The organism is Celeribacter indicus (assembly GCF_000819565.1).
GTDB lineage: Bacteria > Pseudomonadota > Alphaproteobacteria > Rhodobacterales > Rhodobacteraceae > Celeribacter > Celeribacter indicus.
Map to the genome: position 1 here is coordinate 3,485,745 of NZ_CP004393.1, position 14,079 is coordinate 3,499,823.

The 14,079-nt window shown below is 67.8% G+C and carries 13 protein-coding genes; 6 read left to right on the plus strand and 7 right to left on the minus strand.

Annotated elements, in window-relative coordinates; all coding sequences use genetic code 11:
• Nucleotides 1–229: 229 nt before the first annotated feature.
• Nucleotides 230–940, plus strand: a complete 711-nt coding sequence (locus P73_RS17235) for a helix-turn-helix transcriptional regulator (protein ID WP_043870521.1) — start codon at nucleotides 230–232, stop codon at nucleotides 938–940.
• Here the strand turns inward: P73_RS17235 and P73_RS17240 are convergent.
• Both P73_RS17240 and P73_RS17245 read right to left on the minus strand, forming a co-directional pair.
• On the minus strand, nucleotides 937–2,025 hold the full coding sequence (locus P73_RS17240; protein ID WP_082033380.1) for an ABC transporter ATP-binding protein: 1,089 nt from the start codon (nucleotides 2,023–2,025) through the stop codon (nucleotides 937–939). The genes P73_RS17235 and P73_RS17240 overlap by 4 nt on opposite strands.
• A 79-nt stretch (nucleotides 2,026–2,104) precedes the next feature.
• A complete protein-coding gene (locus P73_RS17245; protein WP_043870523.1) occupies nucleotides 2,105–2,884 on the minus strand; it encodes an SDR family oxidoreductase in 780 nt (259 codons plus the stop codon).
• A gap of 360 nt (nucleotides 2,885–3,244) precedes the next feature.
• On the opposite strand from P73_RS17245, the gene P73_RS17250 reads away from it, so the two are divergent.
• From P73_RS17250 to P73_RS17265, 4 genes are all read left to right on the plus strand, one after another.
• Entirely contained in the window at nucleotides 3,245–4,315 is a 1,071-nt protein-coding gene (locus tag P73_RS17250; protein WP_245629192.1) for a Hint domain-containing protein, read from the plus strand.
• Nucleotides 4,316–4,396: 81 nt separating this feature from the next.
• The gene (locus P73_RS17255; RefSeq protein WP_043870524.1) at nucleotides 4,397–6,004 is read left to right on the plus strand and encodes a peptide chain release factor 3; all 1,608 of its coding nucleotides are present in this window, start codon (nucleotides 4,397–4,399) and stop codon (nucleotides 6,002–6,004) included.
• Between the two features lie 59 nt (nucleotides 6,005–6,063).
• Nucleotides 6,064–6,651 carry an exopolysaccharide biosynthesis protein gene (locus P73_RS17260; RefSeq protein WP_043870525.1) on the plus strand — a complete coding sequence of 196 codons (588 nt, stop codon included), beginning with the start codon at nucleotides 6,064–6,066 and terminating at the stop codon, nucleotides 6,649–6,651.
• Nucleotides 6,652–6,753: 102 nt separating this feature from the next.
• Complete coding sequence (locus tag P73_RS17265) at nucleotides 6,754–7,203, plus strand: hypothetical protein (protein WP_245629193.1); 450 nt, start codon at nucleotides 6,754–6,756, stop codon at nucleotides 7,201–7,203.
• A 71-nt stretch (nucleotides 7,204–7,274) separates the two neighbouring features.
• On the opposite strand, the gene P73_RS17270 is transcribed toward P73_RS17265, so the two are convergent.
• Nucleotides 7,275–7,694 (minus strand): OsmC family protein, encoded by a 420-nt coding sequence (locus tag P73_RS17270; RefSeq protein ID WP_074743076.1) that lies wholly within the window; start codon nucleotides 7,692–7,694, stop codon nucleotides 7,275–7,277.
• A gap of 208 nt (nucleotides 7,695–7,902) precedes the next feature.
• Between P73_RS17270 and P73_RS17275 the strand changes: the two genes are divergently transcribed.
• Entirely contained in the window at nucleotides 7,903–9,333 is a 1,431-nt protein-coding gene (locus tag P73_RS17275; protein WP_043870526.1) for a DEAD/DEAH box helicase, read from the plus strand.
• Between the two features lie 133 nt (nucleotides 9,334–9,466).
• On the opposite strand, the gene P73_RS17280 is transcribed toward P73_RS17275, so the two are convergent.
• Genes P73_RS17280 through nuoN form a run of 4 tightly spaced genes read right to left on the minus strand, consistent with a single transcriptional unit; the run spans nucleotide 9,467 to nucleotide 14,076 of the window.
• Nucleotides 9,467–11,128, minus strand: coding sequence for a ribonuclease J (locus P73_RS17280; protein WP_043870527.1), 1,662 nt, complete (start codon nucleotides 11,126–11,128; stop codon nucleotides 9,467–9,469).
• Nucleotides 11,125–11,904, minus strand: coding sequence for a type III pantothenate kinase (locus tag P73_RS17285; RefSeq protein ID WP_043870528.1), 780 nt, complete (start codon nucleotides 11,902–11,904; stop codon nucleotides 11,125–11,127). Before P73_RS17285 ends, P73_RS17280 begins: the two co-directional genes overlap by 4 nt.
• Entirely contained in the window at nucleotides 11,904–12,656 is a 753-nt protein-coding gene (locus P73_RS17290) for a biotin--[acetyl-CoA-carboxylase] ligase (RefSeq protein WP_043870529.1), read from the minus strand. Before P73_RS17290 ends, P73_RS17285 begins: the two co-directional genes overlap by 1 nt.
• On the minus strand, nucleotides 12,640–14,076 hold the full coding sequence (gene nuoN / locus P73_RS17295) for an NADH-quinone oxidoreductase subunit NuoN (RefSeq protein ID WP_043870530.1): 1,437 nt from the start codon (nucleotides 14,074–14,076) through the stop codon (nucleotides 12,640–12,642). The genes P73_RS17290 and nuoN overlap by 17 nt, the downstream gene beginning before the upstream one ends.
• Nucleotides 14,077–14,079 lie beyond the last annotated feature (3 nt).

Below are 14,079 nucleotides of genomic sequence, written 5' to 3' on the forward strand. Positions count from 1 at the left end.
TTTCAGGGCCTAGGATTAGGCGCCCGTCCCGCCGAGGAAAAGGGCAAAAACGTCCCGAGGGGCCGGTTGCACAACATTGGCGCGGCGGGGGCGGGTGGAAAAATGCAACTGACAGGTTTATGTCTGTTGTACGCGCCCTACCCCGGACCGCCGGGGCCCGAATCGGAGGAAGAGGATGACGCATCTCCGCAAGACCCGCCCCTGCCCCGGCCGGGCGGGAGCCTGACCCATGGCCGGCGGCCGCAAGCAGTCGCAGGCCCGGCGCAGCGAGCGCCTGTTCGCCCTGATCGGCATCCTGCGCGACGGCCGGCGCCACACCGGGCGCGACCTCGCCCGCCGGCTCCGCGTCTCCGAGCGCACGATCTGGCGCGACATGGCGACGCTCATGGCCTCGGGCGTTCCGGTCGAGGGGGAGCGCGGCCTCGGCTACAGGGTCACGGCCCCCGTCACCCTGCCGCCGATGAACCTCTCGATGGAGGAGCTCGAGGCGCTGCACCTCGCCGTCGCGATCCTGGGCGAAGCCTCGGACCCCGAACTCGCGAAAAGCGCGCGGAGCCTCGCCGCGAAGATCGACGCGGTGCTGCCGGAGAATGCCGGGCCGCCGCACGAGGGCTGGGGGCTGAGCGTCTTTCCCTTTGCCGATGCGCAGGCCGGGTTCCGGCACATGCCGCTCCTGCGCGAGGCGGTGCGGGAAAGGAAGCGGCTGCGCCTGGCCTATCTCGCCCCTGACGGCACGCGGACGAACCGCATCGTGCGGCCGCTGCAACTCGACTACTGGGGGCGGGTCTGGACGATGGGCGGCTGGTGCGAGCTGCGCGAGGCCTTCCGCGTCTTCCGCGTCGAACGGATCGAGAGCCTGATCGACACCGGCGCGCGGTTCCGCGACGAGCCGGGCAGGACGCTCGCGGATTTCGCGAAGGCGCAGGAGCGGATGCGCTAGCTGCCCGGTCCCGGCACCGGAAAGACGAAACAGCGGTCGCGGCGCATCATCAGCCACATCGGCCGGCCGGGTTTCGGCAGGAAGACCGAGGGCACCGTCGCCTTCAGCACGCTTCCGTCATGGTCCATGCGGAATTCGACGAGGCTTTCGCGCCCCATGAAGCGCGCGCGTTCGACCACGGCGCGGGCCGGCGTGCCGTCCTCGGGCGTCGGATCCGGCCCCCGTCCGGCACGGTCGAAGTCGATGCGCAGATGCTGCGGCCGGATGACAATCTCGACCTCGGACCCGTCCGGGCGCGGCGGGCAGAGGAATTCCCCGAAGGGCGTCGTCACCGACATGTTGCGCACCGTGCCGCGGAGGACGTTGATGTCGCTGAAGAAGGCGGCGGCCTGCCGGTCCACGGGGGCGTTGTAGATATTGTAGGGCGCGCCCTGCTGCACGATCCGGCCGTCCCGCATCAGCGCGATCTCGTCGGCCATGCGCATCGCCTCATGCGGCTCATGGGTGACCAGCAGAACCGCCGCGCCCTCTTCCTTCAGCACGTCGAGCGTGCTGTCGCGGATCTCGTCCTTCAGCCGCTCGTCGAGCCCGGAGAAGGGTTCGTCCATCAGCATGATCGAGGGGCGTGGCGCGAGCGCACGGGCGAGCGCGACGCGCTGCTGTTCGCCGCCTGACAATTCGTGCGGGTATTTCGCGAGGGCGGACAGGAGCCCCACCCTGTCGAGCAGTTCCTCGACCCGCCGCCGCCTGGCCGCCTTGTCGCCACGCAGGCCGAAGGCGACGTTGTCACGCACGGAAAGATGCGGGAAGAGCGCGAAATCCTGGAACATCAGCCCGATGGACCGCCGCTCGGGCGGCACGCGGTAGACCGTGTCGCAGACCAGCCGGCCGTCCACATGGATCTCTCCGCGGTCCTGCATGTCGACGCCCGCGATGATGCGCAGCGTCGTCGACTTGCCGCAGCCCGAGGGGCCGAGCAGGCAGGTCACCTGTCCCGGCATCACCTTCAGCGACACGTCGGACACCACCGGCCGTCCCGCAAAGACACGGGTGATGTTGCGGATTTCGAGGCGGGGATCGGTCACGGGCACGCCCAGTCTGACAGGAATTCCACGCTGTCCTAGCAGCCGCCCCCGGCCTTAGCAACAGCCGCCGCCCGCCCGCTCACATCGTCGAATTGAACGCGCCGCCGTCGAGCAGGATGTTCTGCCCGACCATGAATCCCGCGTATTGCGAGCACATGAAGGCACAGGTGGCGCCGAAGTCCTCAGGCGTGCCGTAGCGGCCGACCGGGATATTCGCCTCCTTGCCCGCCCGGATCTCGGCGACGGACCGGCCGCTCTGCGCCGCGCGCGCCTCGTCGAGAAAGGCGGTGCGGTCGGTCGCGTGCATCCCCGGAAGCAGGTTGTTCATGATCACGCCCTGCCCCGCGACCTGGCGCGACGTGCCGGCGACATAGCCGGTCAGCCCCGCGCGCGCCGAATTCGACAGGCCCAGCGCGGCGATCGGTTCCTTCACCGACACGGAGGTGATGTTCACCACCCGGCCCCAGCCGCGTTCGATCATGCCGGGGACCAGCGCCTTGATGAGCGCGATGGGGGCGAGCATGTTGGCGTCGAGCGCGCGGATGAAATCCTCCCGCTCCCAGTCGGTCCACATCCCCGGCGGCGGGCCGCCGGCATTGTTGACGAGGATGTCCACGGGGCCGGCCGCCTCGATCAGGGCCGCGCGCCCCTCCTCCGTGCTCACATCCGCGGCGACCGTCTCCACGGAGACGCCGAATTCCGCCGCGATCTCCTTCGCCGCCGCCTCGAGCGCGTCGGCCCCGCGGGCGTTCATCACCAGATCGACGCCCGCCTCCGCAAGCGCCCGCGCGCAGCCGCGTCCGAGCCCTTTCGACGAGGCGCAGACCAGCGCGCGCTTTCCCCTGATCCCGAGATCCATGCCTGTTCTCCCTTTGCGGCTTTCCCCGCGGTTCTAGCCCGCGCCCGCGCGCCTGTCACCTCCCCCCGCGACTGCCCCCCGCGACTGCGGCATCGCGCGAGGCGCGCCGGAGGGGCCAAAGGGGCGCTCCCTCTCGCGCAAATGTGAGGAAAAGGAAACGGAATGTTTCCGCTCTGCCCTGTATACAGTAGATTTGTTTCACGCCATAATGGATGCTGCTTTGCAGCAGGCGGCAGGACGCGCGCGGAACGAGGGCAGGACAAGCTCCGGGAGCGTGGACCCCGCCGCGGCCATGGCGACGTGCCGAACGGCGGACAGGGGGTCCGCGAAGACCACATGCAGGACAGTCCGGGGGGACGGATGGCAGACAGGATGCGCAACGCCGGCGGTTCCGGCCCCGAAGACCTCTCCGCGCCGGGCTGGCGCGCGGAGCGGGACGCCGGGTTGCCGGTGCAGACGGTACCGGTCTACCGGGCGGAGGATTTCCGGGTGACAGGCGGCGTCAACCTCGGCGACGCGCTCAGCCATGCCGGCGAGATGGAGCTTGCCGATGTCTACCGCCTGCGCCGGCAGGCCCCGCGCCTGCGCCTCGCGCTCCGGGTCGGCGCCGAAGCCGTGCTCCGCATCGCCGCGGACAGCGAGGCCGGCACAGCGGGTGCGCCCCTGCATCTCGACTGCGTGGCGATCTTCATGGCCGGGTCCGGCGTCACCGTCGAAGTGCTCGTCCTCGTGGAGACCGATCCCGAGGGGCTGATCGAGGCCACCTATCTGCTGCCCTTCGCGCCGCTCCGGCCAGACACGGATTACGCGCTCGTCACCCTCGACCGCGAGACCGCCCGCACCCGGCTGGCGGAGATCGCCTCCGTCGCCTTCACCCGCGGCACGCGCATCACGCTGGCGAACGGGGCGCAGAAGCCGATCGAGGAGATCCGGGTCGGCGACCGCGTCCTCACCCGCGACCACGGCGCGCAGGAGGTGCGCTGGATCGGCCAGCAGACAATCCGCGCCACCGGCGCCTTCGCCCCGATCGTCATCCGCAAGGGTGCGCTCAACAACGAGCACGACCTGACCGTGTCGCCCAATCACCGCATCTTCATCTACCAGCGCCGGGACCATGTCCGCGCGGGCCGGGCCGAGGTGCTGGTCAAGGCGAAGCTGCTGGTCAACGGCAGTTCGGTGATCCAGTCCGAAGGCGGTTTCGTCGATTACTTCCAGATCCTCTTCGACAGCCACGAGATCATCTATGCCGAGGGCATCGCGGCCGAGAGCATGTTCGTGGACGGCCGGCTGACGCCCCATCTTCCGGCCGAGATCCGCGCCCGCCTCGACACCGGGCGGAGTGCGGAGATGCCGCGCGCCTTCGAGCTGCGCGACGGGATGCTGGAGCCTTCGGTGGCGGCGGACCTGCTGCGGGCGGCCTCGGGCAGCTGAGTTTTTTTGCAGCAAAGGAAACAGGCGCGCGCGCGACGGCGCCGCTTGCCGTGCCCCCCGCCCGCGCGTATATGAGCGCGCATGTTGGATCGCTTGCATAACGCCCCCGAATTGCCGCCGGAGATCGCCCGTCGCCGGACCTTCGCCATCATCTCGCACCCGGACGCCGGGAAGACGACGCTGACGGAGAAGTTCCTGCTTCACGGCGGCGCGATCCAGATGGCCGGGCAGGTGCGCGCCAAGGGCGAGGCGCGGCGGACGCGGTCGGACTTCATGCAGATGGAGAAGGATCGCGGGATCTCCGTGTCGGCCTCGGCCATGTCCTTCGATTTCTCGGGCTATCGTTTCAACCTCGTGGACACGCCCGGCCACTCGGATTTCTCCGAGGACACCTATCGCACGCTCACCGCGGTGGACGCGGCGATCATGGTGATCGACGGGGCGAAGGGGGTGGAGAGCCAGACGCGCAAGCTCTTCGAGGTCTGCCGCCTGCGCGACCTGCCGATCCTGACGTTTTGCAACAAGATGGACCGGGAGAGCCGCGACACGCTCGAGATCATCGACGAGATCCAGGAGAACCTTGCCATCGACGTGACGCCCGCGAGCTGGCCGATCGGGGTCGGGCGCGATTTCCTCGGGTGCTACGACGTGCTCAACGACCGGCTCGAGCTGATGGACCGCGCCGACCGCAACAAGGTCGCGGAGAGCATCAAGATCGAGGGGCTGGACGATCCGAAGCTTGCCGAGCATGTGCCCGCGCATCTGCTGGAACAGCTCAGGGAAGAGCTGGAAATGGCGCGCGAGCTGTTGCCGCCCTTCGACCGCCAGGCCTTCCTCGACGGCACGCTCACGCCGATCTGGTTCGGCTCCGCGATCAATTCCTTCGGGGTGAAGGAGCTGATGGACGGCATCGGCAAATACGGACCCGTGCCGCAGCCGCAGGCCGCCTCCCCGCGCCCGATCTCCGCCGACGAGACCAAGGTGATGGGCTTCGTCTTCAAGGTGCAGGCGAACATGGACCCGAAGCACCGCGACCGCGTCGCCTTCGTCCGCCTCGCGTCGGGGCATTTCAGGCGCGGCATGAAGCTTACCCATGTGCGCTCGAAAAAGCCGATGGCGATTTCGAACCCCGTCCTGTTTCTGGCCTCGGACCGGGAGCTTGCCGAGGAGGCCTGGGCCGGCGACATCATCGGCATTCCGAACCACGGGCAATTGCGCATCGGCGACACGCTCACCGAAGGCGAGGAGATCCGCGTGACCGGGATCCCGAGCTTTGCCCCCGAGCTTTTGCAGGGCGTGCGCGCGGGCGATCCGATGAAGGCCAAGCACCTCGAGAAGGCGCTGATGCAATTCGCCGAGGAAGGCGCCGCGAAGGTGTTCAAGCCGGCCATCGGCTCCGGCTTCATCGTCGGCGTGGTGGGGGCGCTCCAGTTCGAGGTGCTCGCCTCGCGCATCGAGCTCGAATACGGGCTTCCCGTGCGCTTCGACGCCTCGCAGTTCACCTCCGCGCGCTGGGTGACGGGACCGAAGGCGGAGATGGACAAGTTCATCAACGCCAACAAGCAGCATATCTCCTACGACCATGACGGCGACCCGGTGTTCCTGACGCGCCTGCAATGGGACATCGACCGGATCGAACGCGACTATCCGGCGCTGAAACTGTCGGCGACGAAGGAAATGATGGTCTGAGCTCCGAAAGATCGGAACCTTTTCCCGCCCGGCGTGTCTGGTCTGGGAAAGGAGGGCTCATGCCACAGGATGACGACAATCTCACCGGCGTCTTCGCCGATCTCGAGGAGATCAGCGAGGATCGCGACAAAGTCTCTCTCGGCCATGTCCTCGAGACCATCGAATCGCGCGGCGTCGGGCCGCTCTATGTGCTCACGGGGGCGGTGGTCCTGCTGATCGGCTCCATCCCCGGACTGCCGGCGGTGGCGGGCATATTGCTCGTCCTCGTCTCGGTCCAGATGGTGCGCAGTTCGCGCGGGATCTGGCTGCCGCGGCCGATCGCCCGGCTGAAATTGCCAGCTGACAATCTCGACCTCGTGAGCGACCGGGCGCGCAGGGCGGCGGTGCGCATCGCCCCCTTCGTGCGCGAGCGGCTGACCTTCATGATCGAGGGGGTGTTCCAGCGATCGCTCATCGCGCTCATCACCGCCATCTTCGGCGTCGCGCTCGTCGTCATCGGCTTCATACCGGGGCTGCCCCCCGCCCTTTCCGTGCCGCTCATCGTGCTCGGCATCGGCATGAGCGGCAATGACGGGGCGTGGATCCTCGCCGCGGTCGTGCTGCTGGCGCCGGTGGCCTATATCCTGGTCACGCGCTTCGTGCTCTGACCCGGCGGCGCGCCGGCGGTCCGCAATTTTCCGCCTTGCGGCGAGAAAAGGGATATTCAGCGCGTGCAGGATGGGTAAGATGGCGCCGAACCAAACACCACCATGGGTTATGCAATGTCGCTCGTCAGCCGCACCGCGCTCGCCGCAGGTCTCTGCACCACCGCCACCGCCACCTTCGCGGAGGCGCCGGGCTGGGAGTTGCTCAAGGGGATCTCCATCGAGGAGATCGTCACCGAGACGAGCTATGAGGTGCGCAAGGGCTTTCCCGACCGCCTGAAGAACGGTGTGGAGGGGATGGAGCTGACGGGCTATGCCGTCCCGCTCACCCCCGGCGCGGAGGTGCGCGAGCTGATCCTCGTCTCCGACATGGGCCTTTGCCCCTTCTGCGGCAGCGCCGATCACGGCGCCTCGGTGCAGGTCAACCTCGACCAGCCGATCGTCGGGCTCGAGGAGGGGGCGCGCGTGACGCTGCGCGGCGACATGAAACCGGTGCTCGACCCGGAGACCTGGCAGGCCGCCGTGCTCGAGAACGCGGTGCTCGTCGCCTCCTGAACCTGCCTTTTTCGAACGAAAACGCCGGCTTCCATGCAGAAACCGGCGTTATTCTTTCCCTTTTCGAACCTTCAGGCGATCTGGAGGTCCATCGTGATCTCGCAATTGAGGAGCTGGGACACCGGGCATCCCGTCTCTGCCTTCTTCGCGGCGGCCTCGATCGTCCCGCGGTCGCCCTCCGCGCGGATCGTCACGTCGAGATGGGCTTTCACGATCTTCGGCCCGCCCTCCGTCGACAGGTGGATGGTGGAGCGCGTCTCGACGCTCTCCGGCACGATGCCGTCCTGGCCGAGGATGTTGGACAGCGCCATGGAGAAACATCCGGCATGGGCGGCCCCGATCAGCTCCTCGGGATTGCTGCCCCGGCCCTCCTCGAAACGGGTGTTGAATCCGTAGGGCTGATCCTCCAGCGCACCGCTCTGTGTCGAGAGCGTGCCGCGGCCGTCCTTCAGCCCGCCGCTCCATTTCGCGGATCCGTATTTCCTGATCATCGCATGTCTCCTTTCGCTGCAAAAGCCCGTCGAACGGACAACGCACGGCGCCCTCGCGACGTTCCACGGCAGCCGGCGGGCAGCTATTCTTGACCTTTTCGCGATTGCGGCGTATGACGCGGGGCAACAAGCGTTCCGGCAATATGGCCGGACGGGCCGCACGGGATTTCGCGGCCGTTTCACCGCCGCACATCTCGAAAGGCACAGTTTGACCAAGTTCACCGATCTCAATCTCGATCCCAAGGTTCTCAAGGCCGTCACCGACGCGGGCTATGAGACCCCCACCCCCATCCAGGCGGGGGCCATTCCGCCCGCCCTCCAGGGCCGCGACGTGCTGGGCATCGCCCAGACCGGCACCGGCAAGACCGCCTCCTTCGTCCTGCCGATGATCACGCTGCTGGGCCGGGGCCGCGCGCGGGCGCGGATGCCGCGCTCGCTCGTGCTCGCGCCGACGCGGGAACTCGCGGCGCAGGTGGCCGAGAATTTCGACCAATACACCAAATACATGAAGCTGACGAAGGCGCTGCTGATCGGCGGCGTGTCGTTCAAGGAGCAGGAACAGCTCATCGACCGGGGCGTGGACGTGCTGATCGCGACGCCCGGCCGGCTGCTCGACCATTTCGAGCGCGGCAAGCTCCTGCTCACCGGCGTGCAGATCATGGTGGTGGACGAGGCGGACCGGATGCTCGACATGGGCTTCATCCCCGATATCGAACGCATCTTCTCGCTCACGCCCTTCACCCGCCAGACCCTGTTCTTCTCGGCCACGATGGCGCCGGAGATCGAGCGGATCACCAACACCTTCCTCTCGGCCCCCGAGAAGGTGGAGGTGGCGCGCCAGGCGACCGCCTCCGAACGGATCGAACAGCATGTGGTGATGTTCAAGGGCTCGCGCCGCGACCGCGCCGCCTCCGAGAAGCGCGCGCTCCTGCGGGCGCTGATCGACGCGGAGGGCGACAAGCTCCGCAACGGGATCATCTTTTGCAACCGCAAGACGGATGTGGATATCGTCGCGAAATCGCTCGCGAAATACGGCTATGACGCGGCGCCCATCCATGGCGACCTCGACCAGAGCAAGCGCAATGCGACGCTCGAGGACTTCCGCGAGGGCCGGCTGAAGATCCTCGTGGCCTCCGATGTGGCGGCGCGCGGGCTCGACGTGCCCTCCGTGACCCATGTGTTCAACTTCGACGTGCCGAGCCATGCCGAGGATTACGTGCACCGGATCGGCCGCACCGGGCGCGCGGGCCGCGATGGCAAGGCGATCATGATCTGCGAGCCGCGCGACGAAAAGAATTTCGTCGATGTCGAAAGGCTGATCGACAAGGAAATCCCGCGCCTCGAGAACCCGCTCGGGACCGCGCCCTCGGACGCGCCCGCCGCCGAGGAGGAGAGCGCCGAGAAGCCCAAGCGCAGCCGGACGCGCAAGCGCAAGACCGACAGGCCGGAGGCGGAGGCCGAGGCCCCTGCCCCGCGCGCCGAGGCGAAGGACGAGCCGAAAGCCGCGCCGAAATCGTCGGAGAGCAGGTCGCGCAGCGGCGGGCGCGGACGCCGCGACGACGACGGCAAGGTCGTGGGCCTCGGCGATCACCTGCCGAGCTTCATCGCGCTGAGCTTTGCCGAGCGCATGACGGGCTGATCCCCGGCGCGGCTGCCGGGACAGGCGGCCGGATATACAGTCAGGCAGACAGACGAAACCCGCGCTCCCGCGCGGGTTTTCCTTTGGTGCCGGTCTTCGGTTTCGGCCGGGGGGCGGCGCGCCGCCCCTCGCCTCAGCTCGACAGGCGCGAGATCACGATCTGCACCTCGGGCTTCTTGCCCACCTCGTCCTGCACCGTCTTGCGGATGATGCGGCGCATCTCCTCCTCGAGCCTGTCCTCGTCGGAGAGCGTCTTTTTCCCCGCCCGCATCAGGAACTGGTTCACATCCTCCTCGAGCACATCGACCAGCGGCGCGCGCGACAGGCCCGCCTCGGGAAGCCCGCGCAGCTCGCACCAGCAATCGCCCAGCGGCTCGTCGTCCTCGATGATCACGGTCGCGACCACGAGCCCGTTCATCGACATCCGCACCCGGTCGCGCACGATCCCGTCGAGCGCGCCGATCTGCACCGAACCGTCGAGATAGGTGCGTCCGGTCTCGACATATTCGCTGACGCGCGGCGCCTCTCCCGCCAGGTCGACGCCCACGCCGTTGGGCGCCACGATGGCGCGGAACCCGCCCTCCGCGGCGAGCTTGGCATGTTCGCGCAGGTGGCGGTGCTCGCCGTGCATCGGCACCACGACATCCGGCCTGACGATCTCGTGCAGCAGCGCGAGGTCGGGCCGGTTCGCATGGCCGGAGACATGGTATTCGTCGCGGCCGGTGATCGTGTCGACGCCCATCTCCGAGAAATTGTTGAGGATGCGGGCGACGGAGATCTCGTTGCCGGGGATCGTCTTCGAGGAGAAGATCACCGTGTCTCCCTCCGCGAGCTTCAGCCCGAGATACTTGCCGCGCGAGAGCTGCGCCGTGGCGGCGCGGTGTTCGCCCTGCGATCCGGTGGTGAGCAGCATGAGGTTCTCATGCGGGATGTCCGCGGCGTTCTCGGGCGCCACCGTCTTCGGGAAATCGTTGATGATGCCCGTCTCGATCGCCGCCGTGATCATGCGCCGCATCGCCCGGCCGAGCAGGACGACGGAGCGCCCGGCCTTCGTCCCCGCTTCCGCGAGCGTGCGCACCCGCGCGATATTGGAGGCGAAGGTCGTGGCCGCCACCAGCCCGTCGAGCGAGGCGACGAGTTCGGTGATCGGGCCGACCACCTCGGATTCCGAGCGGCCGGGATGGGGCGAGAAGACATTGGTGGAGTCGCAGACCAGGGCCTTCACGCCCTGCGCGGAGACGCTTTCCCACAGCTCGCGGTCGAACGGCTCGCCCACCACGGGGTTTTCGTCGAGCTTGAAGTCGCCGGTGTGGATCACCCGCCCCGCCGGGCTGTCGATCACCAGCGCGGAGCTTTCGGGGATCGAATGCGACACCGGCAGGAACCCGACGGTGAAGGGCCCCGCCGCGACCGTCTCCGGCCAGGCGGCGACGGTCCTGATCTGCAACTCGTCATGGCCGTGCTCCTCGAACTTCAGCCGCGCGATATGGGCGGTGAAGGCGCGCGCATAGATCGGCGCGTCGAGCCGGGGCCAGAGATGGCCGACGGCCCCCACATGGTCCTCGTGGGCATGGGTGATGAAGATCGCGTCGATCCGGTCCTTCCGCTCCTCGAGCCACTGGACGTCGGCGAAGATCAGGTCGACCCCCGGCGTGCCGTCCATGGAGGGGAAGGTCACGCCGAGATCGACGACGACGAACCGCTCCTGGCCAACCGGGCCGTAGCCGTAGGCGTAGCAGTTCATGCCGATCTCGCCGGCGCCCCCGAGAGGCAGGTAGAGAAGACGATCGCTCATAGGTTACCCTGTTCCTTGTTATACTGGTGGATGACCACGAGGCCATGAATGGTCAGAAACTCGTCGAAGGCATCAAAGAGTTTGTGACCCTGATTGAAGAGAGGGGCAAGCCCCCCGGTCGCGATCACCCGCATCGGGCGGCCGTATTCCGCCTTGATCCGGTTGCAGGTTTCGCGCACGAGGCCGACATAGCCCCAGAAGACGCCGGATTGCATGCAGGCGACCGTATTCGTCCCGATCACCTTCTCGGGCATGGTCACGTCGACATGCGGCAGGGCGGCGGCGGCGTGGTGCAGCCCCTCGAGCGAGGTGTTGACCCCCGGCGAGATCACCCCCCCTACATAGGCCCCGTCCCCGGCCACCACGTCGAAGGTCGTCGCGGTGCCGAAATCGACGACGATGAGGTCGCCGCCATAGCGGTCGAAGGCGCCCGCGGAATTGACGAGGCGGTCGGGGCCGACCGTCGTGCCGACATCCACCCGCGGCACATGGGGCAGCAGGCATTCGGGCTTGCCGACGACGAGCGGGCGGCAGTCGAAATAGCGGTTGGCGAGGACGCGCAGGTTGAACACCACGCGCGGCACGGTCGAGGAGACGATGACCTCGGTGATCTCCGCCTCGATCCGGCGCACGTTCATGAGGGTGGAGAGCCAGACGTAATACTGGTCCGCCGTGCGCTGGTGTTCGGTCGAGGTGCGCCAGGTGGCGACGATCTCGGACCCGTTCCAGATGGAGAAGACGGTGTTGGTGTTCCCGGTGTCGATACAGAGCAGCATCAGAAATAGACCTCCGCGGCGGGAATGGTAAGCCTGCCCGACGGCGCGGCAAGGACGAGATTTCCGGCGCTGTCGATCCCCTCGAACGTGCCGTGATGCTCCTCGCGCAGGGTGCGCGCGCGGATCGGTTCGCCGAGCCGCGCCGCCCGCGCGAGCCAGGCCTCCCGGATCGGAGCAAAGCCGTAGGCGGTGAACTGCGCCTCCCAATGGGCGAAGGCGGGGGCGAGGATGTCGAGGAAGTCCTCGGGCGCGACCCGCGCGCCGGTCTCGTGGACGAGCGACACGGGCGGCACCGCCCCCGGCTCGACATCCGCGGCACCGGGCGCGACGGCGAGGTTGATGCCGATGCCGATGGCGAGATGCGCCGGCCCCCGTTCGAGCAGGATCCCCGCCACCTTGCCGCCGTTCAGCAGCACGTCGTTGGGCCATTTCAGCGCGAAGGGCGCGCTGCGCCCGGTCACGGTCACGAAGGCGTCGTAGAGCGCGAGGGAGGCGACGAAGCTGCGCAGGGCGACGCCCGCGGGCGCCTCTTTGGGGAACATGAGGAGGGTGGCGGCGAAATTGCCGGCGGGCATCGACCAGGGGCGGCCGCGCCGGCCATGCGCGGCGCTTTGCGACAGGGCGAGGATCCATTGCGGCAATGCGGAAGAGGCCGCGACGCGCGCGGCCTCCGACATCGTGCTGTCCACCGTGGGCAGGACGCGCCGCCCGACGCCGTCGGGCCAGCGCAGCGCGTCAGTTGACAAGTGCATCGGCCGCGATCGCCGCCATGGTTTCGACGCCGAACATGTTCACGATCCCCACGAGCATGATGAGCGCGCTCACCGTGAGCATTGCGAAGGCGACCGGATTGGACCCGGTGTCGAGCGGTTCGGTCTCCGCCCCGAAATACATGTAGTAGACGATGCGCAGGTAGTAGAAGGCGCCGATCACCGAGGCGATCACGCCCAGGACCGCGAGCCAGCCGAGCCCCGCGCCCCAGGCCGCCTGGAGCACGGCGAGCTTGCCGAAGAAGCCGAGCATCGGCGGCACGCCGGCGAGCGAGAACATGAGGATGAGGAGCGCCAGCGCCTTCACCGGCGAGCTGCGCCAGTAGAGGTTGAGCGCGGAGAGATCCGTCACCGGCTGCCCGTCCCGTTCCATCGTGAGGATGAAGGCGAAGGTGCCGATGTTCATCGCGATGTAGATCGCCATGTAGATCAGCGCCGATTGCACGCCCGCGGCATTCGCGGCAGCGAGCCCCATGAGCGCGAAGCCCATGTGGGTGATCGAGGAATAGGCCATCAGGCGCTTGATGTTCGTCTGCCCGATGCCGGCGAAGGCGCCCCAGAACATCGTCGCGACCGCGATCACCGTGAGCACCTGCTGCCAGTCACCCGGAATGCCACCGAAGGCGTCGTGGAGCACGCGGGCGAAGAGGCCCATGGCCGCGAGTTTCGGCGCGGTGGCGAAGAAGGCGGTGGTGGGGGTCGGCGCGCCCTCGTAGACGTCCGGGGTCCACATGTGGAAGGGCACGGCGGAGACCTTGAACGCGAGCCCCGTCATGATGAAGACGAGGCCGAAGAGCACGCCCAGCGGCACGTCGTCGCGCACCACGGTCAGGATGCCCTCGAAGGAGGTCGTGCCGGCGAACCCGTAGGTGAGCGAGGCGCCATAGAGCAGCAGGCCCGAGGAGAGCGAACCGAGCACGAAATACTTGAGGCCGGATTCGGTGGATTTCACGCTGTCGCGGCGGAAGGAGGCGATGACGTAGAGCGAGAGCGACATGAGCTCGAGCCCGAGATAGAGCGCCATGAGGTCTCCGGCGGAGACCATGACCATCATCCCGACCGTCGAGAACAGCACGAGGATCGGGTATTCGAATTTCGCGATGCCGCGCTTCACCATGAAGTCGAAGGACATCACCAGCACCGCCGCCCCCGCGAGCAGCACGCCGACCTTGGCGAAGCGCGAGAAGGCGTCGTCGATGAACATGCCGTCGAAGGCGCGATGGGTGCCGCCCGCGCCGAGCCCGATGATCAGCGCGATGAGGACGAAGACGGCCGCGGTGAGCCAGGTGACGGCGCCCGCGACCTTGTCCTTGCCGGTGTAGACGGCGACGAGCAGCGCCACCATGCCATAGGTGACCAGAAGGAACTCCGGCAGGACGATGGAGAAATCGGAAGAGGTCATATC

Coding starts and splice junctions, on each gene's coding strand:
- P73_RS17235 (WP_043870521.1), top strand. CDS start 230: ATGGCCGGCGGCCGCAAGCAGTCGCAGGCCCGGCGCAGCGAGCGCCTG.
- P73_RS17245 (WP_043870523.1), bottom strand. CDS start 2,884: ATGGATCTCGGGATCAGGGGAAAGCGCGCGCTGGTCTGCGCCTCGTCG.
- P73_RS17250 (WP_245629192.1), top strand. CDS start 3,245: ATGGCAGACAGGATGCGCAACGCCGGCGGTTCCGGCCCCGAAGACCTC.
- P73_RS17255 (WP_043870524.1), top strand. CDS start 4,397: ATGTTGGATCGCTTGCATAACGCCCCCGAATTGCCGCCGGAGATCGCC.
- P73_RS17260 (WP_043870525.1), top strand. CDS start 6,064: ATGCCACAGGATGACGACAATCTCACCGGCGTCTTCGCCGATCTCGAG.
- P73_RS17265 (WP_245629193.1), top strand. CDS start 6,754: ATGGGTTATGCAATGTCGCTCGTCAGCCGCACCGCGCTCGCCGCAGGT.
- P73_RS17270 (WP_074743076.1), bottom strand. CDS start 7,694: ATGATCAGGAAATACGGATCCGCGAAATGGAGCGGCGGGCTGAAGGAC.
- P73_RS17280 (WP_043870527.1), bottom strand. CDS start 11,128: ATGAGCGATCGTCTTCTCTACCTGCCTCTCGGGGGCGCCGGCGAGATC.
- P73_RS17285 (WP_043870528.1), bottom strand. CDS start 11,904: ATGCTGCTCTGTATCGACACCGGGAACACCAACACCGTCTTCTCCATC.
- P73_RS17290 (WP_043870529.1), bottom strand. CDS start 12,656: ATGCACTTGTCAACTGACGCGCTGCGCTGGCCCGACGGCGTCGGGCGG.
- nuoN (WP_043870530.1), bottom strand. CDS start 14,076: ATGACCTCTTCCGATTTCTCCATCGTCCTGCCGGAGTTCCTTCTGGTC.